Annotated in this window: 12 protein-coding genes, 2 tRNA genes and 1 pseudogene; 4 read left to right on the top strand and 11 right to left on the bottom strand. The window is 67.6% G+C overall.

Features of this window, described 5'->3' with window-relative positions:
• Window positions 1-7: 7 nt before the first annotated feature.
• A complete protein-coding gene (locus tag ACFTSA_RS11095) occupies window positions 8-1,033 on the bottom strand; it encodes a thiamine-phosphate kinase (RefSeq protein ID WP_377951305.1) in 1,026 nt (341 codons plus the stop codon).
• Window positions 1,034-1,107: 74 nt separating this feature from the next.
• On the opposite strand from ACFTSA_RS11095, the gene ACFTSA_RS11090 reads away from it, so the two are divergent.
• Window positions 1,108-1,623, top strand: coding sequence for a DUF3515 family protein (locus ACFTSA_RS11090; protein ID WP_377951304.1), 516 nt, complete (start codon window positions 1,108-1,110; stop codon window positions 1,621-1,623).
• Window positions 1,624-1,692: 69 nt separating this feature from the next.
• On the opposite strand, the gene ACFTSA_RS11085 is transcribed toward ACFTSA_RS11090, so the two are convergent.
• The 6 genes from ACFTSA_RS11085 to leuC form a co-directional block, all read right to left on the bottom strand.
• Entirely contained in the window at window positions 1,693-2,826 is a 1,134-nt protein-coding gene (locus ACFTSA_RS11085) for a D-alanine--D-alanine ligase family protein (protein WP_377951352.1), read from the bottom strand.
• A 44-nt stretch (window positions 2,827-2,870) separates the two neighbouring features.
• Entirely contained in the window at window positions 2,871-3,923 is a 1,053-nt protein-coding gene (locus tag ACFTSA_RS11080) for an NAD(P)H-dependent glycerol-3-phosphate dehydrogenase (protein ID WP_377951303.1), read from the bottom strand.
• Window positions 3,920-4,666, bottom strand: coding sequence for a lysophospholipid acyltransferase family protein (locus ACFTSA_RS11075; protein ID WP_377951302.1), 747 nt, complete (start codon window positions 4,664-4,666; stop codon window positions 3,920-3,922). The genes ACFTSA_RS11080 and ACFTSA_RS11075 overlap by 4 nt, the downstream gene beginning before the upstream one ends.
• A 10-nt stretch (window positions 4,667-4,676) precedes the next feature.
• Window positions 4,677-6,002, bottom strand: coding sequence for a UDP-N-acetylglucosamine 1-carboxyvinyltransferase (gene murA, locus ACFTSA_RS11070; RefSeq protein ID WP_377951301.1), 1,326 nt, complete (start codon window positions 6,000-6,002; stop codon window positions 4,677-4,679).
• Between the two features lie 189 nt (window positions 6,003-6,191).
• Window positions 6,192-6,794 (bottom strand): 3-isopropylmalate dehydratase small subunit, encoded by a 603-nt coding sequence (leuD, locus tag ACFTSA_RS11065; protein WP_003806025.1) that lies wholly within the window; start codon window positions 6,792-6,794, stop codon window positions 6,192-6,194.
• Window positions 6,795-6,803: 9 nt separating this feature from the next.
• Window positions 6,804-8,258, bottom strand: coding sequence for a 3-isopropylmalate dehydratase large subunit (leuC, locus tag ACFTSA_RS11060; protein WP_377951300.1), 1,455 nt, complete (start codon window positions 8,256-8,258; stop codon window positions 6,804-6,806).
• Between the two features lie 111 nt (window positions 8,259-8,369).
• Here leuC and ACFTSA_RS11055 point away from each other — a divergent pair, with 111 nt between their 5' ends.
• From ACFTSA_RS11055 to ACFTSA_RS11045, 3 genes and pseudogenes are all read left to right on the top strand, one after another.
• Entirely contained in the window at window positions 8,370-9,089 is a 720-nt protein-coding gene (locus ACFTSA_RS11055) for an IclR family transcriptional regulator (RefSeq protein WP_043420062.1), read from the top strand.
• Between the two features lie 183 nt (window positions 9,090-9,272).
• Window positions 9,273-10,908, top strand: a pseudogene (locus tag ACFTSA_RS11050) (DUF222 domain-containing protein).
• Between the two features lie 9 nt (window positions 10,909-10,917).
• Window positions 10,918-11,469 carry a DUF1697 domain-containing protein gene (locus ACFTSA_RS11045; RefSeq protein ID WP_377951299.1) on the top strand — a complete coding sequence of 184 codons (552 nt, stop codon included), beginning with the start codon at window positions 10,918-10,920 and terminating at the stop codon, window positions 11,467-11,469.
• A gap of 31 nt (window positions 11,470-11,500) precedes the next feature.
• Here ACFTSA_RS11045 and ACFTSA_RS11040 read toward each other — a convergent pair whose 3' ends face one another.
• From ACFTSA_RS11040 to ACFTSA_RS11025, 4 genes are all read right to left on the bottom strand, one after another.
• Complete coding sequence (locus ACFTSA_RS11040; RefSeq protein ID WP_377951298.1) at window positions 11,501-13,114, bottom strand: GTPase; 1,614 nt, start codon at window positions 13,112-13,114, stop codon at window positions 11,501-11,503.
• A complete protein-coding gene (locus ACFTSA_RS11035) occupies window positions 13,111-14,871 on the bottom strand; it encodes a dynamin family protein (protein WP_377951351.1) in 1,761 nt (586 codons plus the stop codon). The genes ACFTSA_RS11040 and ACFTSA_RS11035 overlap by 4 nt, the downstream gene beginning before the upstream one ends.
• A gap of 150 nt (window positions 14,872-15,021) precedes the next feature.
• Window positions 15,022-15,094: transfer RNA gene (locus tag ACFTSA_RS11030), tRNA-Glu, on the bottom strand.
• A gap of 129 nt (window positions 15,095-15,223) precedes the next feature.
• Window positions 15,224-15,295: transfer RNA gene (locus ACFTSA_RS11025), tRNA-Gln, on the bottom strand.
• Window positions 15,296-15,430 lie beyond the last annotated feature (135 nt).

Here is a 15,430-nt window from a genome sequence, read left to right as displayed (position 1 = left end):
GGCAACCTTAGTCTGCAAAGTGATCCCATCCCACGGAGTCAGCGGACCGTCCCGCGATCGTCACGCCCGGCGCCTTGTCTGCGCCGCAGGCCTGTACTGAGCCTATCCCAGTAAACCCGGGCGGTACCTGCATGCCCGCCGGGAATGTGGCGAGGAGCCCGTGGTCTTCGCCGCCGCCGAGCACCCAGGCGCGCGGGTCCGCGCCCAGCAGGCTGGCCGCGGTGCGGAGCGGCTCTGCGAGCACGGCCAGTTGCCCGGGTTCCAGGTCCAGCACAACGTGGCTGGCCGCGGCCAGTCTGGTTGCGTCCCGGACCAGGCCGTCGGAGATGTCCATCATGGCCGTGGCGCCGGACACGCGCGCCAGCGGTCCGGCCTCCAGGGGCGGCTCCGGCCGGCACTGAAGTTCGAGCAGTGACAGCTGCTCCGGGGTCAGGGAAGCCACATGATGGGGGGACTCCAGCAGCGCCAGCCCGGCGGCGGCCCAGCCTGCCCGGCCGGCGATGCCTAGCGTGTCGCCTTCCCGGGCGCCGGACCGCAGGACCGGCTGGCCGCCGTCGAGCGTTCCGAGAACCGCAACGGTGACGGACAGCTCGCGGCCGCGGCCAAGGTCGCCGCCGGCGACCGAGCAGGCCCCCGCTCCCAGTTTGCTGATGGCGGCCGTGAGGCCGTCCGCCAGGTCCTCGACCCAGCCGACAGGCGTGTCCGGGGGCATGGTCAGGCTGACCACCATGGAGGTTGCCGAGGCGCCCATGGCGTTGATGTCGCTGAGGTTTTGCGCAGCAGCCTTCCAGCCGACGTCGTACCCAGTGGTCCGGTAGCCGTTGTTCCACTCAAGCCGGAAGTCCTGGTCCTGGACCTGGGTGTCGATGCTGATGACCGTCCTGCCGTCCGGAACCGCGACGATGGCGGCGTCATCGCCGGGTCCGAGGACCACGGCGGCACTGTGCAGGGCGCTGAGTTCCAGGCGCGGGAAAATGCGCGCCAGAAGCTCCGCTTCGGACAGTTGGGCGACAGTCAATGGTGTTTGGGGCACGCCACTACGCTACCGCCACGGACAGACATTTTCGGCGGTCGGTCCGGATACCCGCGGAACGATAGGCTTGAGGGATGCATTGCCCGCCTGCCAAGAAACCCGTCCAGAAACCCGTCCGCAGGCTTGGGGCGGCAGTGGCCGCCGCGTTGACTGGGCTGGCGCTGGGCGGCTGTTCACCCGCCGTCGACGTCGCCCCCGCCGCCGATGCAGCCAATCCGGCCTGCGCCCCGATGATGGTGGCGCTTCCGGATGCCATCGGCGATGCCGGGCTGCGGAAAACGAACAGCCAGGCCACCGCCGCCTGGGGCGACCCGTCGCTGGTGGTCCTGCGGTGCGGGGTCAACGTCCCCGGGCCCACCACCGACCGCTGCGTCAGTGTCAACGACGTCGACTGGGTCATCAAGGAGGGGAACCCCGTGTGGACCCTGACCACCTACGGCCGGGAACCCGCCACGGAAATCCTGATGGATCCGAACAAAATCAGCTCGGCCACCGTCCTGGCTGACCTCTCCGGCGCAGCCGCGAAGATCAAGGCCAGCCGCAAATGCGTAGGCCAGCAGGACGTCCAGAACCTGCCCACCAGCAAGTAGGCAGGTTCCGGGCCCACGCCGGCAGGGTTCCCTGGCCGAAGCGGAGCGAGGTTAGGGTGCCGGTGGGGATTAGCGCAGGCCTGTCTTGCGGGTCAGCGCCAGGTGGATCAGCTCGTCGATCAGGTCCGGATAGGACAGGCCGGTGGCCGCCCACATCTGCGGGTACATGCTCTTCGGCGTGAACCCGGGCATGGTGTTGATCTCGTTGATGATGAGGTCGCCGTCCGGGGTGTAGAAGAAGTCGACCCGGCTCAGGCCCTCCGCCCCCACGGAATCGAACGCCGCGGCGGCAAGCTCGCGGACGCGGGCAATCGCTTCCTCCGGCATGTCCGCGGGGCAGCTCAGTGCGGCCGCGTCATCGACGTACTTGGCCTGGAAGTCGTAGAACTCGTGCTCGCCGGCGGCCACGGAGATCTCGCCGGGCAGGGACGTGCGGGGCGCATCGCCGCCGCGGCCCTCGAGCACGGCGCATTCGATTTCCCGGCCCATGATGCCGGCCTCAATCACCAGCTTCGGATCATGCTGGCGTGCCGCTTCAATCGCGGCATCCAGCGCGTCAAGGGAGTCCACCTTGGAGATGCCCATCGAGGATCCGGCGCGGGCAGGCTTGACGAACACCGGGAAGCCCAGCAGGTCGACCTGCTTGCGGACGGATTCGGGGTCGTTGCGCCACTGCCGGTCGGTCACGGCGATGTAGGGGCCAACCTTCAACCCGGCGGCCTCAAAGACCACCTTCATGAAGTGCTTGTCCATGCCCACGGCCGAGGCCAGGACGCCGGCGCCGACGTAGCGCGTGTCGGAGAGTTCCAGGAGCCCCTGGATGGTGCCGTCCTCGCCGAACGGCCCGTGCAGCAGCGGGAACACCACGTCGACGGTGCCGAGTTCCTGCGGGACCTCGTTGGGGGCCGTGACGATGAGCTGGTGTGCCCCGCCGATCTCGGTGAGGCTGACCGTCTGTTCCGACGGCGGGACCTCCGGAAGGGAGGTGGCGGAGAGGGACCACTGGGCAGTGTCCCCGGACGCGAGCACCCACTGGCCGGATTTAGCGATGCCGATGGGAACGACATCGTATTTGGTCCGGTCGATGGCCCCGAGCACTCCGGCAGCGGTCACGCAGCTGACGGCATGTTCACTGGAGCGGCCGCCAAAGAGGACGGCCACCCGTGGCTTGCGCCGGGCCGTCCCATCCTGGGTGGTGGTGATTTGGTTGGTCTTGTCCGCTGCGGTCAAGTTTTCTTCCGACACTGTCAGTAATCGCCTTCGGCTTTAAGTTCCCGGGACAGCAGCAGCGGCCCGAGTTGGTCAACGGACAATCTTCCGGCAAGGACCGCGACGACGGCCGCCGTGATGGGCATGTCGACGCCGAGCTTGCCGGCCAGTTCGTGGACGGCCTGGCCGGACTTGATGCCCTCGGCCGTCTGGGTCATTTTCTGGGCGACCTCATCCAGCGTGAGCCCCTGCCCCAGCAGGCGGCCCGCGGTGTGGTTCCGGGACAGCGGTGACGAGCAGGTGGCCACCAGGTCCCCGAGCCCGGCCAGGCCGGCCATGGTGTGGGCCTTCCCGCCAAGGGCCAGGGCAAGGCGGGAGGTTTCGGCCAGGCCGCGGGTAATCACGGAGGCCTTGGTGTTGTCCCCCATCTGCTTTCCTTCACAGATGCCCACGGCCAGCGCGATGACGTTCTTGACGATCCCGCCGATCTCGACGCCGACGATGTCGGAGGTGGTGTAGGGACGGAAGTACGGGGCGGTGCAGCTTCTGGCGATCCAGCCGGCGGCGGCTGCATCGGGGCAGGCGACCACCGAGGCCGTGGGTTCCTCCCGGGCGATCTCCATGGCCAGGTTGGGGCCGGATACGGCAGCGATGCGGTCGGCGGGGATGTCCAGTTCCTCGGCGATCACCTCGCTCATCCGGGCGTCCGAGCCCAGTTCAAGGCCCTTCATCAGGGACACCACGAGCGCATCGGGCCCGATCAGGGGCTTCCACTGGCGCAGCTGGAGGCGCAGCGACTGCGCCGGAACGGCAAGGACCACCAGGTCGGCCCCGGACAGCACCTCCGCCACATCGGTGGACGCAGTGATGCTCAGCGGAAGGTCGATGTCCGAAAGGTACTGCGGGTTGCGGTGGTTGCCGTTGATCTCAGCCACCACCTCCGCCCGGCGGCCCCAAATCCGGATCCTGCGGTCAACTCCCGACGCCGTGGCGGCGTCGGCCAGGGTTTTCGCGAACGTGGTCCCCCACGAACCGGCGCCGAGGACCGCCACGGACAGGGCTGAACCGGGCCGGCCGTGGACAACCGTCATTTCCCGCCCCGCTCGACGTCGCGGCCGTGCTTGGTCTGGTTGTGGGCGCTGGGGTCCCAGCGCCGGGCCGGCGGCTGCTCGCCGCGGAGTTCAGCCAGGAGTCCGGTCACGGCATCCATGATGACATCCGTGGCCTCCGCAAGGGTGGCCCTGTCCCGCGACCGTCCCGCAAAGCGCGAGAGGTCAACGGGGTCGCCGATCCTGATCCTGGAGGTCTTGCGCGGGAACAGGTGGAACCTCTTGGCGTAGCGGGGAAAGAGCTCGTGCGCGCCCCAGTGCGCCATCGGCACCACCGGGATGCCGGTCTCCAGGGCCAGGCGGGCGGCACCGGTATGGCCCTTCATCGGCCACAGGTCGGGGTCGCGGGTCAGTGTGCCTTCGGGGTAGATGATGATCGCCCCGCCCTCAGCCACAATCTCCTGGGCGAGCTGCAGCGAGCGGTTGGCCCCCGCCGTCGAACGTTCCACCGGAATCTGCTTGGTGGCATGCAAAATGGAGCCGACGACCGGGACCTTGAAGAGGCCCGACTTCGCAAGGAAGTGCGGGGCGCGCTTGTTGCTGTACAGCATGTGCCCGATCACGAGGGGGTCGATCTCGGTGCAGTGGTTGGGCACGGCGATGAAGCCGCCCGCGGGAAGCTTGTCCGTGCCCTCCCATTTCTTGTTCATGATCAGGTTCAGGGCCGGCCGAACAATGCCGGCGATGATGACGAACGTTATGTGGCTTTTGGCCGATTCTTTCACCGGGCCTCCGCTACTTCGCCGACGAAATGTCGAAGTCGGCGCCGAGCCCGGCCAGCTTCTCGGTGAACCGCTCGTAGCCGCGGTTGATGATGTCGATTCCGGTCACCCGCGAGGTGCCGGTGGCGGCCAGGGCGGCGATCAGGTGGCTGAAGCCGCCGCGCAGGTCCGGCACGTCGATGTCGGTTCCCTTGAGCTGGGTGGGGCCGGAGATGACGGCGGAGTGCAGGAAATTGCGCTGCCCGAAACGGCAGGGCACGCTGCCCAGGCATTCCCGGTGCACCTGGATGCTGGCGCCCATGCGGATCAGGGCGTCGGTGAAGCCGAAGCGGTTCTCGTAGACGGTCTCGTGCACGATGGACACGCCTTCGGCCTGGGTCAGGGCCACGACGAGGGGCTGCTGCCAGTCGGTCATGAATCCGGGGTGGACGTCCGTTTCGAGGACGAGCGGACTGAGCTTGCCGCCGCGGTGGTAGAACCGGATGCCGTCCTCGCCGATGTCCATGCCGCCGCCCACCTTGCGGAAGGTGTTCAGGAAGGTCATCATGTCCCGCTGCGAGGCGCCTTCGACGAAGATGTCGCCGCGCGTCACCAGCGCCGCGGACGCCCAGGAGGCCGACTCGTTGCGGTCCGACAGGGCCCGGTGGTTGTAGCCGCCCAGGTCGCGGACGCCCTCGATGCGAATGGTGCGGTCCGTCTGGACGCTGATGATGGCGCCCATCTTCTGCAGCACGGCGATGAGGTCGACGATCTCGGGCTCGGTGGCGGCACCGGAGAGTTCGGTGATGCCTTCGGCGCGGGTTGCGCTCAACAGCACCTGTTCCGTAGCTCCGACGGAGGGGTACGGCAGGGAGATCTTGGCCCCGTGCAGCCCCTTGGGCGCGGAAATGTGGATGCCGCCCGGGCGCTTCTCGACGACGGCACCGAACTGCCGCAGCACGTCCAGGTGGTAGTCGATGGGCCGGTCGCCGATCTTGCAGCCGCCCAGGTCCGGGATGAAGGCCTCGCCGATCGCGTGGATCAGGGGCCCGCACAGCAGGATGGGGATCCGTGAGTCGCCGGCGTGGGCGTCGATGGCCGTGCTCGGGGCCGTCTTGGCCGCCTTCGGATCCAGGGTCAGGTCGCCGGTGACGGGGTCCTTATCGACGGTCACGCCGTGCAGCTGGAGCAGGCTGGTGACCACCTCCACGTCCTTGATCTCCGGAACGTTCCGCAGCACGGAGGGCTCGTTGCCCAGCAGGGCAGCCACCATGGCCTTGGGCACAAGGTTCTTGGCACCGCGGACGCTGACACGGCCAGTTAGCGGGACGCCTCCGCGGATTGTCAGAACACTACTCATTTACCGGTTTCCTCACGACTACTCGCCCCCAAATCCTTACAAAGGCACCAGCTAAGCATATGAGTTCGCGTTACCGAACCGAAATACTGACGCGGGCGTGTGGGGCCCGGCGGCCGTTCCGGGGACAGCGGAAAGGCCCGCCGCGGCTATGCACGGCGGGCCTTCCGGCGTTGCTTTTGGGCTACCCGGTCAGGAGGTCCTGGCCGGCAGCGTCAGGGGTTTGAAGGACGGCCGCGTGGCTTCGTAGGCCGTAATGTCCTCCTCGTGCTGCAGGGTCAGCCCGATGTCATCGAGGCCCTCGAGCAGGCGCCAGCGTGTGTAGTCGTCGATCTCGAACGGGGCCACCACGTTGCCGCAGGTCACGGTCTTGGAGGCAAGGTCAACGGTCACCTCGGTCCCGGGCGCGTTCTCGAGCGTCTTCCAGATCAGCTCAATGTCATCCTGGGCAACCTGGGCCGCAAGGAGTCCTTGCTTGCCCGAGTTGCCGCGGAAGATGTCGGCGAAACGGGAGGAGAGCACGGCACGGAAGCCATAGTCCTTGAGCGCCCAGACGGCGTGCTCGCGGGAGGATCCGGTGCCGAAGTCGGGGCCTGCCACCAGCACGGACCCGGCGTTGAACGGCTCCTGGTTCAGGATGAAGGACGGATCCTTGCGCCACGCTGAAAACAGCGCATCTTCAAAGCCGGTGCGGGTGATGCGCTTGAGGTACACGGCCGGGATGATCTGGTCCGTGTCGACGTTGCTCTGGCGCAGCGGGACGCCAATGCCGGTGTGGGTGGTGAACTTTTCCATGGCGTCTTCCTAGGCGGCGTCGGTGGTGAGGGCTGCGGATTCCGGTGCCGGATCGAGGTCCGACGGCGAGCTAAGCGTTCCGCGGACGGCCGTCGCGGCTGCGACCACCGGGGAAACGAGGTGGGTGCGGCCACCCTTGCCCTGCCGGCCTTCGAAGTTGCGGTTGGAGGTGGAGGCGCACCGCTCCCCCGGCTCCAGCTGGTCCGGGTTCATGCCCAGGCACATGGAGCAGCCGGCAAATCGCCATTCGGCGCCGAAGTCCTTGAAGACCCTGTCCAGGCCCTCGGCCTCAGCCTCGAGCCGCACGCGGGCCGAGCCGGGAACCACGAGCATCCGGACCTTCGGGTCCTTCTCACGGCCGCGGATGATGTCCGCGGCGGCCCGCAGGTCCTCGATGCGCGAGTTGGTGCAGGAGCCGAGGAAGACGGTGTCCACCCGGATGTCCTTCATGGGCGTTCCGGCTTCCAGACCCATGTACTGCAGGGCGCGTTCCGCGGCGGCCTTGGCGTTCTCGTCGCCGAAGTCCTCCGGGGACGGCACCTGGGCTGACAGCGAGACGCCCTGGCCCGGGTTGGTGCCCCACGTGACGAAAGGCTCGAGCGTGTTCGCGTCCAGGTCGACCTGGGCGTCGAAGACGGCGTCGTCGTCTGTACGCAGCGTGTTCCAGTACTCGACGGCGGCGTCCCACTCGGCCCCCTGCGGCGCGTGCGGCCGGCCGTTCATGTACGCGTAGGTGGTCTCGTCCGGAGCCACCATGCCGGCGCGCGCGCCTGCTTCGATGGACATGTTGCAGATGGTCATCCGGGCATCCATGGACAGCGCGCGAATGGCTGAGCCGCGGTACTCCAGGACGTAGCCCTGGCCGCCGCCGGTGCCGATTTTGGCGATCACGGCGAGGATAATGTCCTTGGCGGTCACTCCGGGGCGCAGCGTGCCCTCGACGTTGATGGCCATGGTCTTGAACGGCTTGAGCGACAGCGTCTGGGTGGCCATGACGTGCTCCACCTCGGACGTGCCGATGCCCATGGCCAGCGCACCGAACGCGCCGTGCGTGGAGGTGTGGGAGTCGCCGCACACCACGGTCATGCCGGGCTGGGTCAGTCCCAGCTGCGGACCCACGACGTGCACGATGCCCTGCTCGGCGTCACCGAGAGGGTGCAGGCGGACGCCGAACTCCTCGCAGTTGTTGCGCAGGGTCTGGATCTGGGTCCGGCTGGTGAGGTCGGCGATCGGCTTGTCGATGTCCAGCGTCGGGGTGTTGTGGTCCTCGGTTGCGATGGTGAGGTCCGGGCGGCGCAGCTTGCGGCCGGCCAGGCGGAGACCCTCGAACGCCTGCGGGGAGGTCACCTCGTGGACGAGGTGCAGGTCGATGTACAGAAGGTCAGGCTGGGCGTTGGCGCCTTCGCCGTCGCCTTTGCGCACCACGTGCGCGTCCCAGACTTTCTCGGCCAATGTTTTGGCCATGGCCATCTCCCTTCGATGCTGTTTGTTGTTGGATCCACTGAAACAGCAGACCCCGGTAATAAGCCAGTCAAAAGATTTGCATCTCAGATAATGAGACGGCAATATCAGTACATGGACAATTCTAGTGGAGTCGGTGTCATTGATAAAGCGGCCCAGGTGCTCGACGCGCTTGAGGCTGGACCCACCACTCTTGCGCAGCTGGTCGCTGCCACGGGACTGGCGCGGCCAACAGTGCACAGGCTGGCGCTGGCGCTGGTCCACCACCGCCTGGTGAGCCGCGATATCCAGGGCCGCTTTGTCCTCGGCAGCCGCCTGGTGGAGCTGGCATCCGCCGCCGGCGAGGACAGGCTGATCGCCTCCGCCGGTCCGGTCCTGATGCAGCTCCGCGATGCCACCGGCGAAAGCGCCCAGATCTTCCGCCGCCAGGGCGACTGGCGGGTTTGCGTTGCCTCCGCCGAACGGCCCATTGGCCTGCGCGACACCATTCCCGTGGGCACCCAGCTGTCCATGAAGGCCGGCTCCGCCGCCCAGGTGCTGCTCGCCTGGGAGGACCACGACCGCCTGCTGGAGGGGCTGCAGTCCGCTCGCTTCACGCCCACCGTTCTGGCGGGAGTACGACGGCGGGGCTGGGGCCAGAGCCTCGGCGAACGGGAGCCGGGAGTCGCCTCAGTCTCCGCACCTGTGCGCGGACCATCTGGGCGGGTTATTGCCGCCGTTTCCATCTCCGGCCCGATTGAGCGGCTCACCCGGCAGCCGGGCCGGCTGCACGCGGAGGTTGTTTGCAACGCGGCCCGCGTTCTGACGGAAGCCCTCCGCAAGAATAACGACTGACTTCACGTTTGGGTGGCCCCGTCGCCCAACTGGGTGGCAGGCCAGGGCGTTCCCATGGCCGAAAACGCCCCCTGCTGCTACCCAGTTTTCGTTCTGAGATGGATCTAAAAAACTTTCAGGCCTTGCCCACATCTGGTGCCCGACGGACCCTTTAATGTCAGTGGGCATTGGCAGACTGTGTTCATGGAAGGCAGCCGGAATTCAGCATTGACAGGAGAGGCGCCGCGCGCCGGCGTTGTGCGCTCTGCTGCGGTTCCTGAGTTTGCGGTCCACGGGTTGGCCTACGACGATGACCCCAACTTCGTGTACCCCGACGACGTTTCTCCTGAGGACCCTTTCGCCGACGCCCCGATTGCTGACGATGACTTCCCGGAGGACCCCTTTCCTGAAGCCCTGTTTGCTGACGTTTTGTTCCCCGACGGCGCTGCCTGTGGCGGACCTAGGCCGAGTTTAACGGCCAGGGTCGCGGCGGCACCCACCCTTTTGCCGGTCGACCTCACCGCCGACGGCGCCGGGCTGATTGACCAGACCCGCGCGCTGGAGAAACTTAAATGCTGGGCTGCCGGGCAACAGGCGCGGCTTGCGGTTGCCTTCGAGATACGGCACCGCGACGAACACGCCGAACTCGGGGAGCAGGGCAGCCCTGAGACGCTGTTGGCTGAGGACCTCGGCAAGAAACGCCCCAAGGAAAACACCCTCGGGGTGGCCGGGCAGATCGCCCTGGCCCGGGGCGAGTCCCGCACCGCGGCGGCCTGCTGCTCGGCATGGCCAAGGCCCTCGTCACCGAAATGCCCACACGCTGGCCGCCTTGCATACGGGCCAGTTGAACGAAGAACGCGCCATGTACGTCGTGAAAGATACAGCAGTCCTGACCGTCGAAGACCGGATGGCCGTCGATGAGGAACTCGCCGCTGACACCGGAACTTTCACGGGCGCCGGAACCCGGACCATCATCGCCGCCGTCAAGGCCGCCGCCACCCGACGGGACCCGCGTTCGGTCACCCAGCGCGCCAGCCATGCCGTGTCCGAGCGGTTCGTGAGCCTGCGCCCGGCCCCGGACTGCATGACCTACCTGACCGCGCTGCTGCCCGCCCACCAAGGCGACGCCGTGTATGCGGCCCTGACCCGGCACGCCGAAACCCTCAAGTCCGCCGGGGACCCGCGTTCGCGAAACCAGCTCATGGCCGACACGTTCGTCGAGAGGACCACCGGTACCCCCGGCGGTGTCACCGGCATTGAGGTCAACCTCGTCATGACCGACCGCACCTTCCTCAAAGGCGACAGCGAACCCGCAAGGCTCGCTGGTTATGGCATCGTCCCCGCCACTTGGGCCCGGGAACTCATCAACCGGGAAGAAGCACCGGAACACAAACAAGAACCGGTACAAGAACGTCGGGCTGCTGGCCCAGGTGTGCCCGGCTCAAACAATGGCCAGAACGATGCGGTGAAGGAACTGAAGATCTGGCTCCGGCGCCTGTACACCGCCCCGGACACCGGCGACCTCGTCGCCATGGACTCGAGACGGCGCCTTTTCCCCGCCCCGCTGCGCCGCTTCATCCAAATCAGGGACCACACGTGTCGAACCCCGTATTGCGACGCCCCCATCCGCCACCACGACCACATCATCCCCTGGCACAACAATGGCCCAACCAGCCTCGCCAACGGCGCCGGACTCTGCGAAGCCTGCAACCACACCAAAGAACTCCCCGGCTGGAAAGCCCAACCCAGACCCGGCCCGAGGCACACCTACGAAATCACCACTCCAACCGGCCACACCTACCACTCCACCGCACCCCCGCTGCCAGGAACCGGGCAGTAGTCTGGGCGCATGACCAGCTATGCAGTGTTCCTCCGCGGCATCAACGTGGGCGGCATCAACATCAAAATGGCGGACCTCAAGGAGGCCCTCAAGGCGGGACCATTCACCGGCGTAAAGACCCTGCTGGCCAGCGGCAATGTGGTGCTGGCCAGCGATCTCGGACCTGCAGCCGTCAAGAAGGAATTCGAGGCCACCCTGCGGAAGGCGTTCGGCTACGACGCCTGGGTGGTGGTGCTGACAGCGGACCGGGTAGCCGAACTCGTTGCCGCGTGCCGCTACCCTGCCGACGACAAAACAACCCACACCTATCTCACCCTGGCTTCGGATAAGGCGGCACTGGACGAGCTGTTCGCCTCCGGGAAAGCGCTGGACGGCGCCGAGCAGGAGCGGCTGGGTCCCGAGGCCATGGCGTGGCTGGCGCCCGCCGGCGGCACGCTCGAGAGCCCGTTCAGCAAACTCTCCGCCAAGCCGAAGTACAAGGCCTCCACCACCACCCGGAATCTCCGCACCATGATCAAGGTCCGGGACGCCGCCACAGCTTTGGAGTCGGCGGCGGGCTGAGCAGAACTAACTGGCGGCGGGCTGAGCAGAACTAGCCGGCGGCGGCCCGCAAAGCCGCGTTGAATGATGCCAGCCGCCGCACCTCCACCTCGACCGGTTCCACCACCAGCCGGCCCGCCACCTCCGCCACGGCTGCATTGAGCCGCTTCCTGGCCCTCGCGCCGCGGCGGCGCGCCACGCCGGCGGAGATGAATTTGGCCGTCACGGCGAGCAGGATCCCAACCGCAGCTCCGCCCGCAATCAGCAGGGTGGGGACCGGCCAGCCTTCCACCCGGGGCACCTCCGGCACGGGCAGCTGCAGGTAGCCGAGACCGGCCAGCACACCGAGCCACCCGAGCCCTGCCACGGCCGCGAGCAGGGCCAGCCACTGGATCACGTTGAATGCGCCCCACCACCAGGACGTGCGGCCGGCAGCCAGGTCTGCCCCGGCGATCGCTTGGTCAAGAGCATCCGGCAACCGGTCCCTCCCCCTCCGGGCCGCCGCGCGGATGGACGCCCGCCACGGGCCGGGAGCGCCGTCGCTGGCGGCGTCGGCAAACTGGCGGACCGCGGTATCGGTCCGCGCCCGTTCCGGGGCTCCGGCGGGCGGCAGGGATGTCCGGTTCACCTCCGCGCTGGCATTGCGCCGCAGGTTGAGCCGGCGGAGCGGATCTGGCCGGAAACGGACAAGCCAGCGCGTCACGGGCCAGCCGGTGCGCCGGGTGGACTCGATCCGGTAGGACGCGGACACTGCGTCAGCCACCAGCGGCACGTTGGCCGCCGTGGCCAGTTCATCGGCAAGCCGCGCCACGGTCCCGCTCTTCACGCCGGCGGCTTCCCCGCGGCCCGAGGCTTCCTCCAGCTGTGCGGCTGTCTTGGTCACGTCCGCGGACAGCCGAAGGGACAGCGCCTCCCGCTGCGACACCACGCGGCGAATGGCAGCCCGGACGCCGTCCACTCCCGCTCCTGTCAGTGCGGAGGCCGCCAGGACCTGTACCTTGCCCAGTCCGTCGCGGGCCAGGATTCCGTGCAGGGACTCCAGCACCGGCCCGACGTCCGCTGCCGGAAGCCTGTCCACCTGGTTGAGCACAACCAGGGTGACGGCCCCATGTGACGCCAGCGGAGCCAGGAAGCCGTCATGGACAGCGGCGTCGGCATACTTTTGCGGGTCCAGCACCCAGACCAGGACGTCAACCATCCCCACGAGCCGCTCCACGATCTCCCGGTTAGCGGTACGGGTGGAATCGAAGTCGGGCAGGTCCAGCAGGATCAGCCCGGTATCCTCGTCGGCAAATCCGTCCACGGGATCTGCGAGGTGGCGGGCCCGCACGTCCAGCCAGTCGAGCAGCGGCTCACTGCCGTCAGCGCCCCAGACGCTCGCCAGGGGCTCGGAGGTGGTGGGCCGGCGCGCGGCCGCCGTGGCGATCTCGGCTCCGTTCACGGCGTTGAACAGTGTGGATTTCCCGCTTCCTGTCGCCCCGAAGAAGCCGACCACCGTATGGTCTGCCGAGAGCGCCCGCCGCGACCGGGCACGTTCCAGCACCCCAAGCACGTCCTCGAGGGCGGCCTCGGGAAGCACGCCTTGGGCCAACTCCCGCGCCGTGCCCAGAGCCTCGAGGCGGCCCTGCAGCCGCGTCTCGTCCTTCGCCCTCCCCCGGCGGCTCACGTGGCATCCGCCAGCCGGGTCAGCGCCCGCGCATGTTCGGCGAGTTCGACGGCGGCCTGCCCGGCTTCCGGGTCCAGCCGGTCCAGGAAGCGCTCCTGCTCGGCCGCCAGCAGGCCACGGCACCTGCTGCTCAGGTCCTCGCGGGCGGTACGGGCCAGCCGGCGGACGGCGTCCTCACCAAAGACGGCTTCGAGCAGTTTCTGGCCTACGACGGCGGTTCCTCCCGCCACGCCGATCTCAAGGCCGGTCAGCCCGGCGGTCATGGAGAAAACCACAATCATCAGGGCGGCACCGAGGCCGTTAATGCCGAAGGAAAGCCACCGTGCCTGGGTCCGTTTCTCCTGCCCTTCAGTCCTGATCAGTTCCATGAGGCCCGCCTGCCAGTCGCGTATTTCCGCCGCCACGAGGTCCCCGAAGCCGGGGCTCGTTCCTGAGAGGTCATCTGCGCCCAGGAGCTGCCGGCCCGCCGGGTCCGAGCGCCAGCGCTGGTCCGCGTCCTCCGCCGCCTTGGCAGCCTCATCCAGGATGACGGCCTGGAGGCCTGTCTCAATGGCGGTTTCCACTTTTACGGCGGGCGCGGGCTCGCCGCGGAAGAAGGCCCCCAGCCGGTCACGGAACCGCCCGACGTTCTGCTCCAGGCTCCGGAAGAACTCACCCGTTCCCACAAAGTCCTGCCAGCGGGCCAGGACCTCCCCGCGGAGCAGGGCCCCGTCCTTAGTGGCGTCGATGATCCGGGTGCCCGCGTCCCGGTAGGCGGCGCGCACGTCGTCGCCCAGCAGGCCGGCCGCGCGGCCCTGCTCGTTGGCGGCGTCGGCGATCCGTCCCACGCGCTGGCCAAGCTCCCGTACGGCGCCGTTCAAGGTCCTCCGTACGATGTCGGCCCGGGCAACGGCGTCGGCGGCAAGGCCGCGAAGCCAGGCCTGCAGGGGCTGCACCGTTTCCGCCGGCAGCATGCCGGAACCGCCAAGGTGGACTTCCGGGATGACGAAGAGGCGGGCGGTTCCAAGTCCCTCCCGCGCCAGCATGCTGCGCAGGTCCTCGCTCACTTCGGCTTCCGCAGCCGGCGGCACGCGGTCCAGGACCACCGCCACCATGATGTCCCTCGAGGCCGCGTTCAGCAGCAGCTTCCACGGCACAGCGTCAGCGTAGCGGTTGGCGGTTGTCACGAAGATCCACAGGTCCGCTGCTGCCAGCAACTGCCCGGCGAGCCTGCGGTTCTCATCGGAGATGGAGTCAACGTCCGGAGCATCAAGCAGTGCAATGCCCTGCGGCACGGCGGGCTCACCCACAAGGACCAGTGATGAGACGGGCGCGGTGTCTGATGACGTTCCGGCCTGACCGGCCGGCCCGGGCGCGGCGGCTATCGCGAGGGGGGTTCCCGGGACCACGGTCCCGCGGATCCGGCTGAGCCCGGGCAGTACCCGCTGGTCCTCGAACCAGGCGGCCTCCGAGGGATGGTGCAGGAGGATGGGCTGCCGGGTGGTGGGCCGAATGGCGCCGGCGCGCGTGACCGGGTGGCCCACGAGCGCGTTCACGAGCGTCGATTTTCCTGCCCCCGTTGAACCGCCGACGACGGCCAGCAGCGGTGCGTCCAGACTGCGGTAACGGGGCAGGATGTAGTCATCAAGCTGGGCCACGGAGTTCCGGATCTCCAGGCGCGCCCGGTCAGCCGTGGGCAGTGCCAGGGGCAGCGAAACAGCTGCCAGGACGCGGCGGATTTCCTCCAGGAGGGGAACGCCTGCAGGCTGCGTTTCCATGTCCTGGCCGCTGGTATTCGGGATCCGGTTGGACGTCACAGCCTCATCATGCCAGTTCAGGCCGGATTTCAGTCGAACCGTCTGCAGACCCACAGAATTCCCGGACAAAGAAAAACCGGCCCCGGGCTATTGCCCGGAGCCGGTTACTTGTGACCCCAGCGGGATTCGAACCCGCGTTACCGCCGTGAGAGGGCGGCGTACTAGGCCGCTATACGATGGGGCCGCGTACTTTCCGATCAGCGTTTCCGCCGATCAAGCCAAGATAGTGTTTCACACATTTGGCTTTGTTCCAAATCGATAATTTCGATTCGCAACGTCTGAAATTCTGCGAAAAGTCCGAAGAATTTCAGAGCTGGGATACCAGGACTCGAACCTAGAATGACGGTACCAGAAACCGTAGTGTTGCCAATTACACCATATCCCATTGGCGCTTTCGGGCCGGTCGAAAGTCTCTGTCTTTCGCTCCGTGCCCCTCAGCACGAGTAATTACTCTACCCGAGACTTTTGCGCCGCACAAATCGGCGGGGCGTTACCTGCGCCACACTTTCGGCGCACCGCA

Source organism: Arthrobacter sp. NPDC057013 (genome assembly GCF_042674585.1).
In the GTDB taxonomy this organism is placed as follows: domain Bacteria; phylum Actinomycetota; class Actinomycetes; order Actinomycetales; family Micrococcaceae; genus Arthrobacter.
Note: the sequence above shows the minus strand (reverse complement) of the source record. Positions and strands in the feature narration are given on the sequence as shown.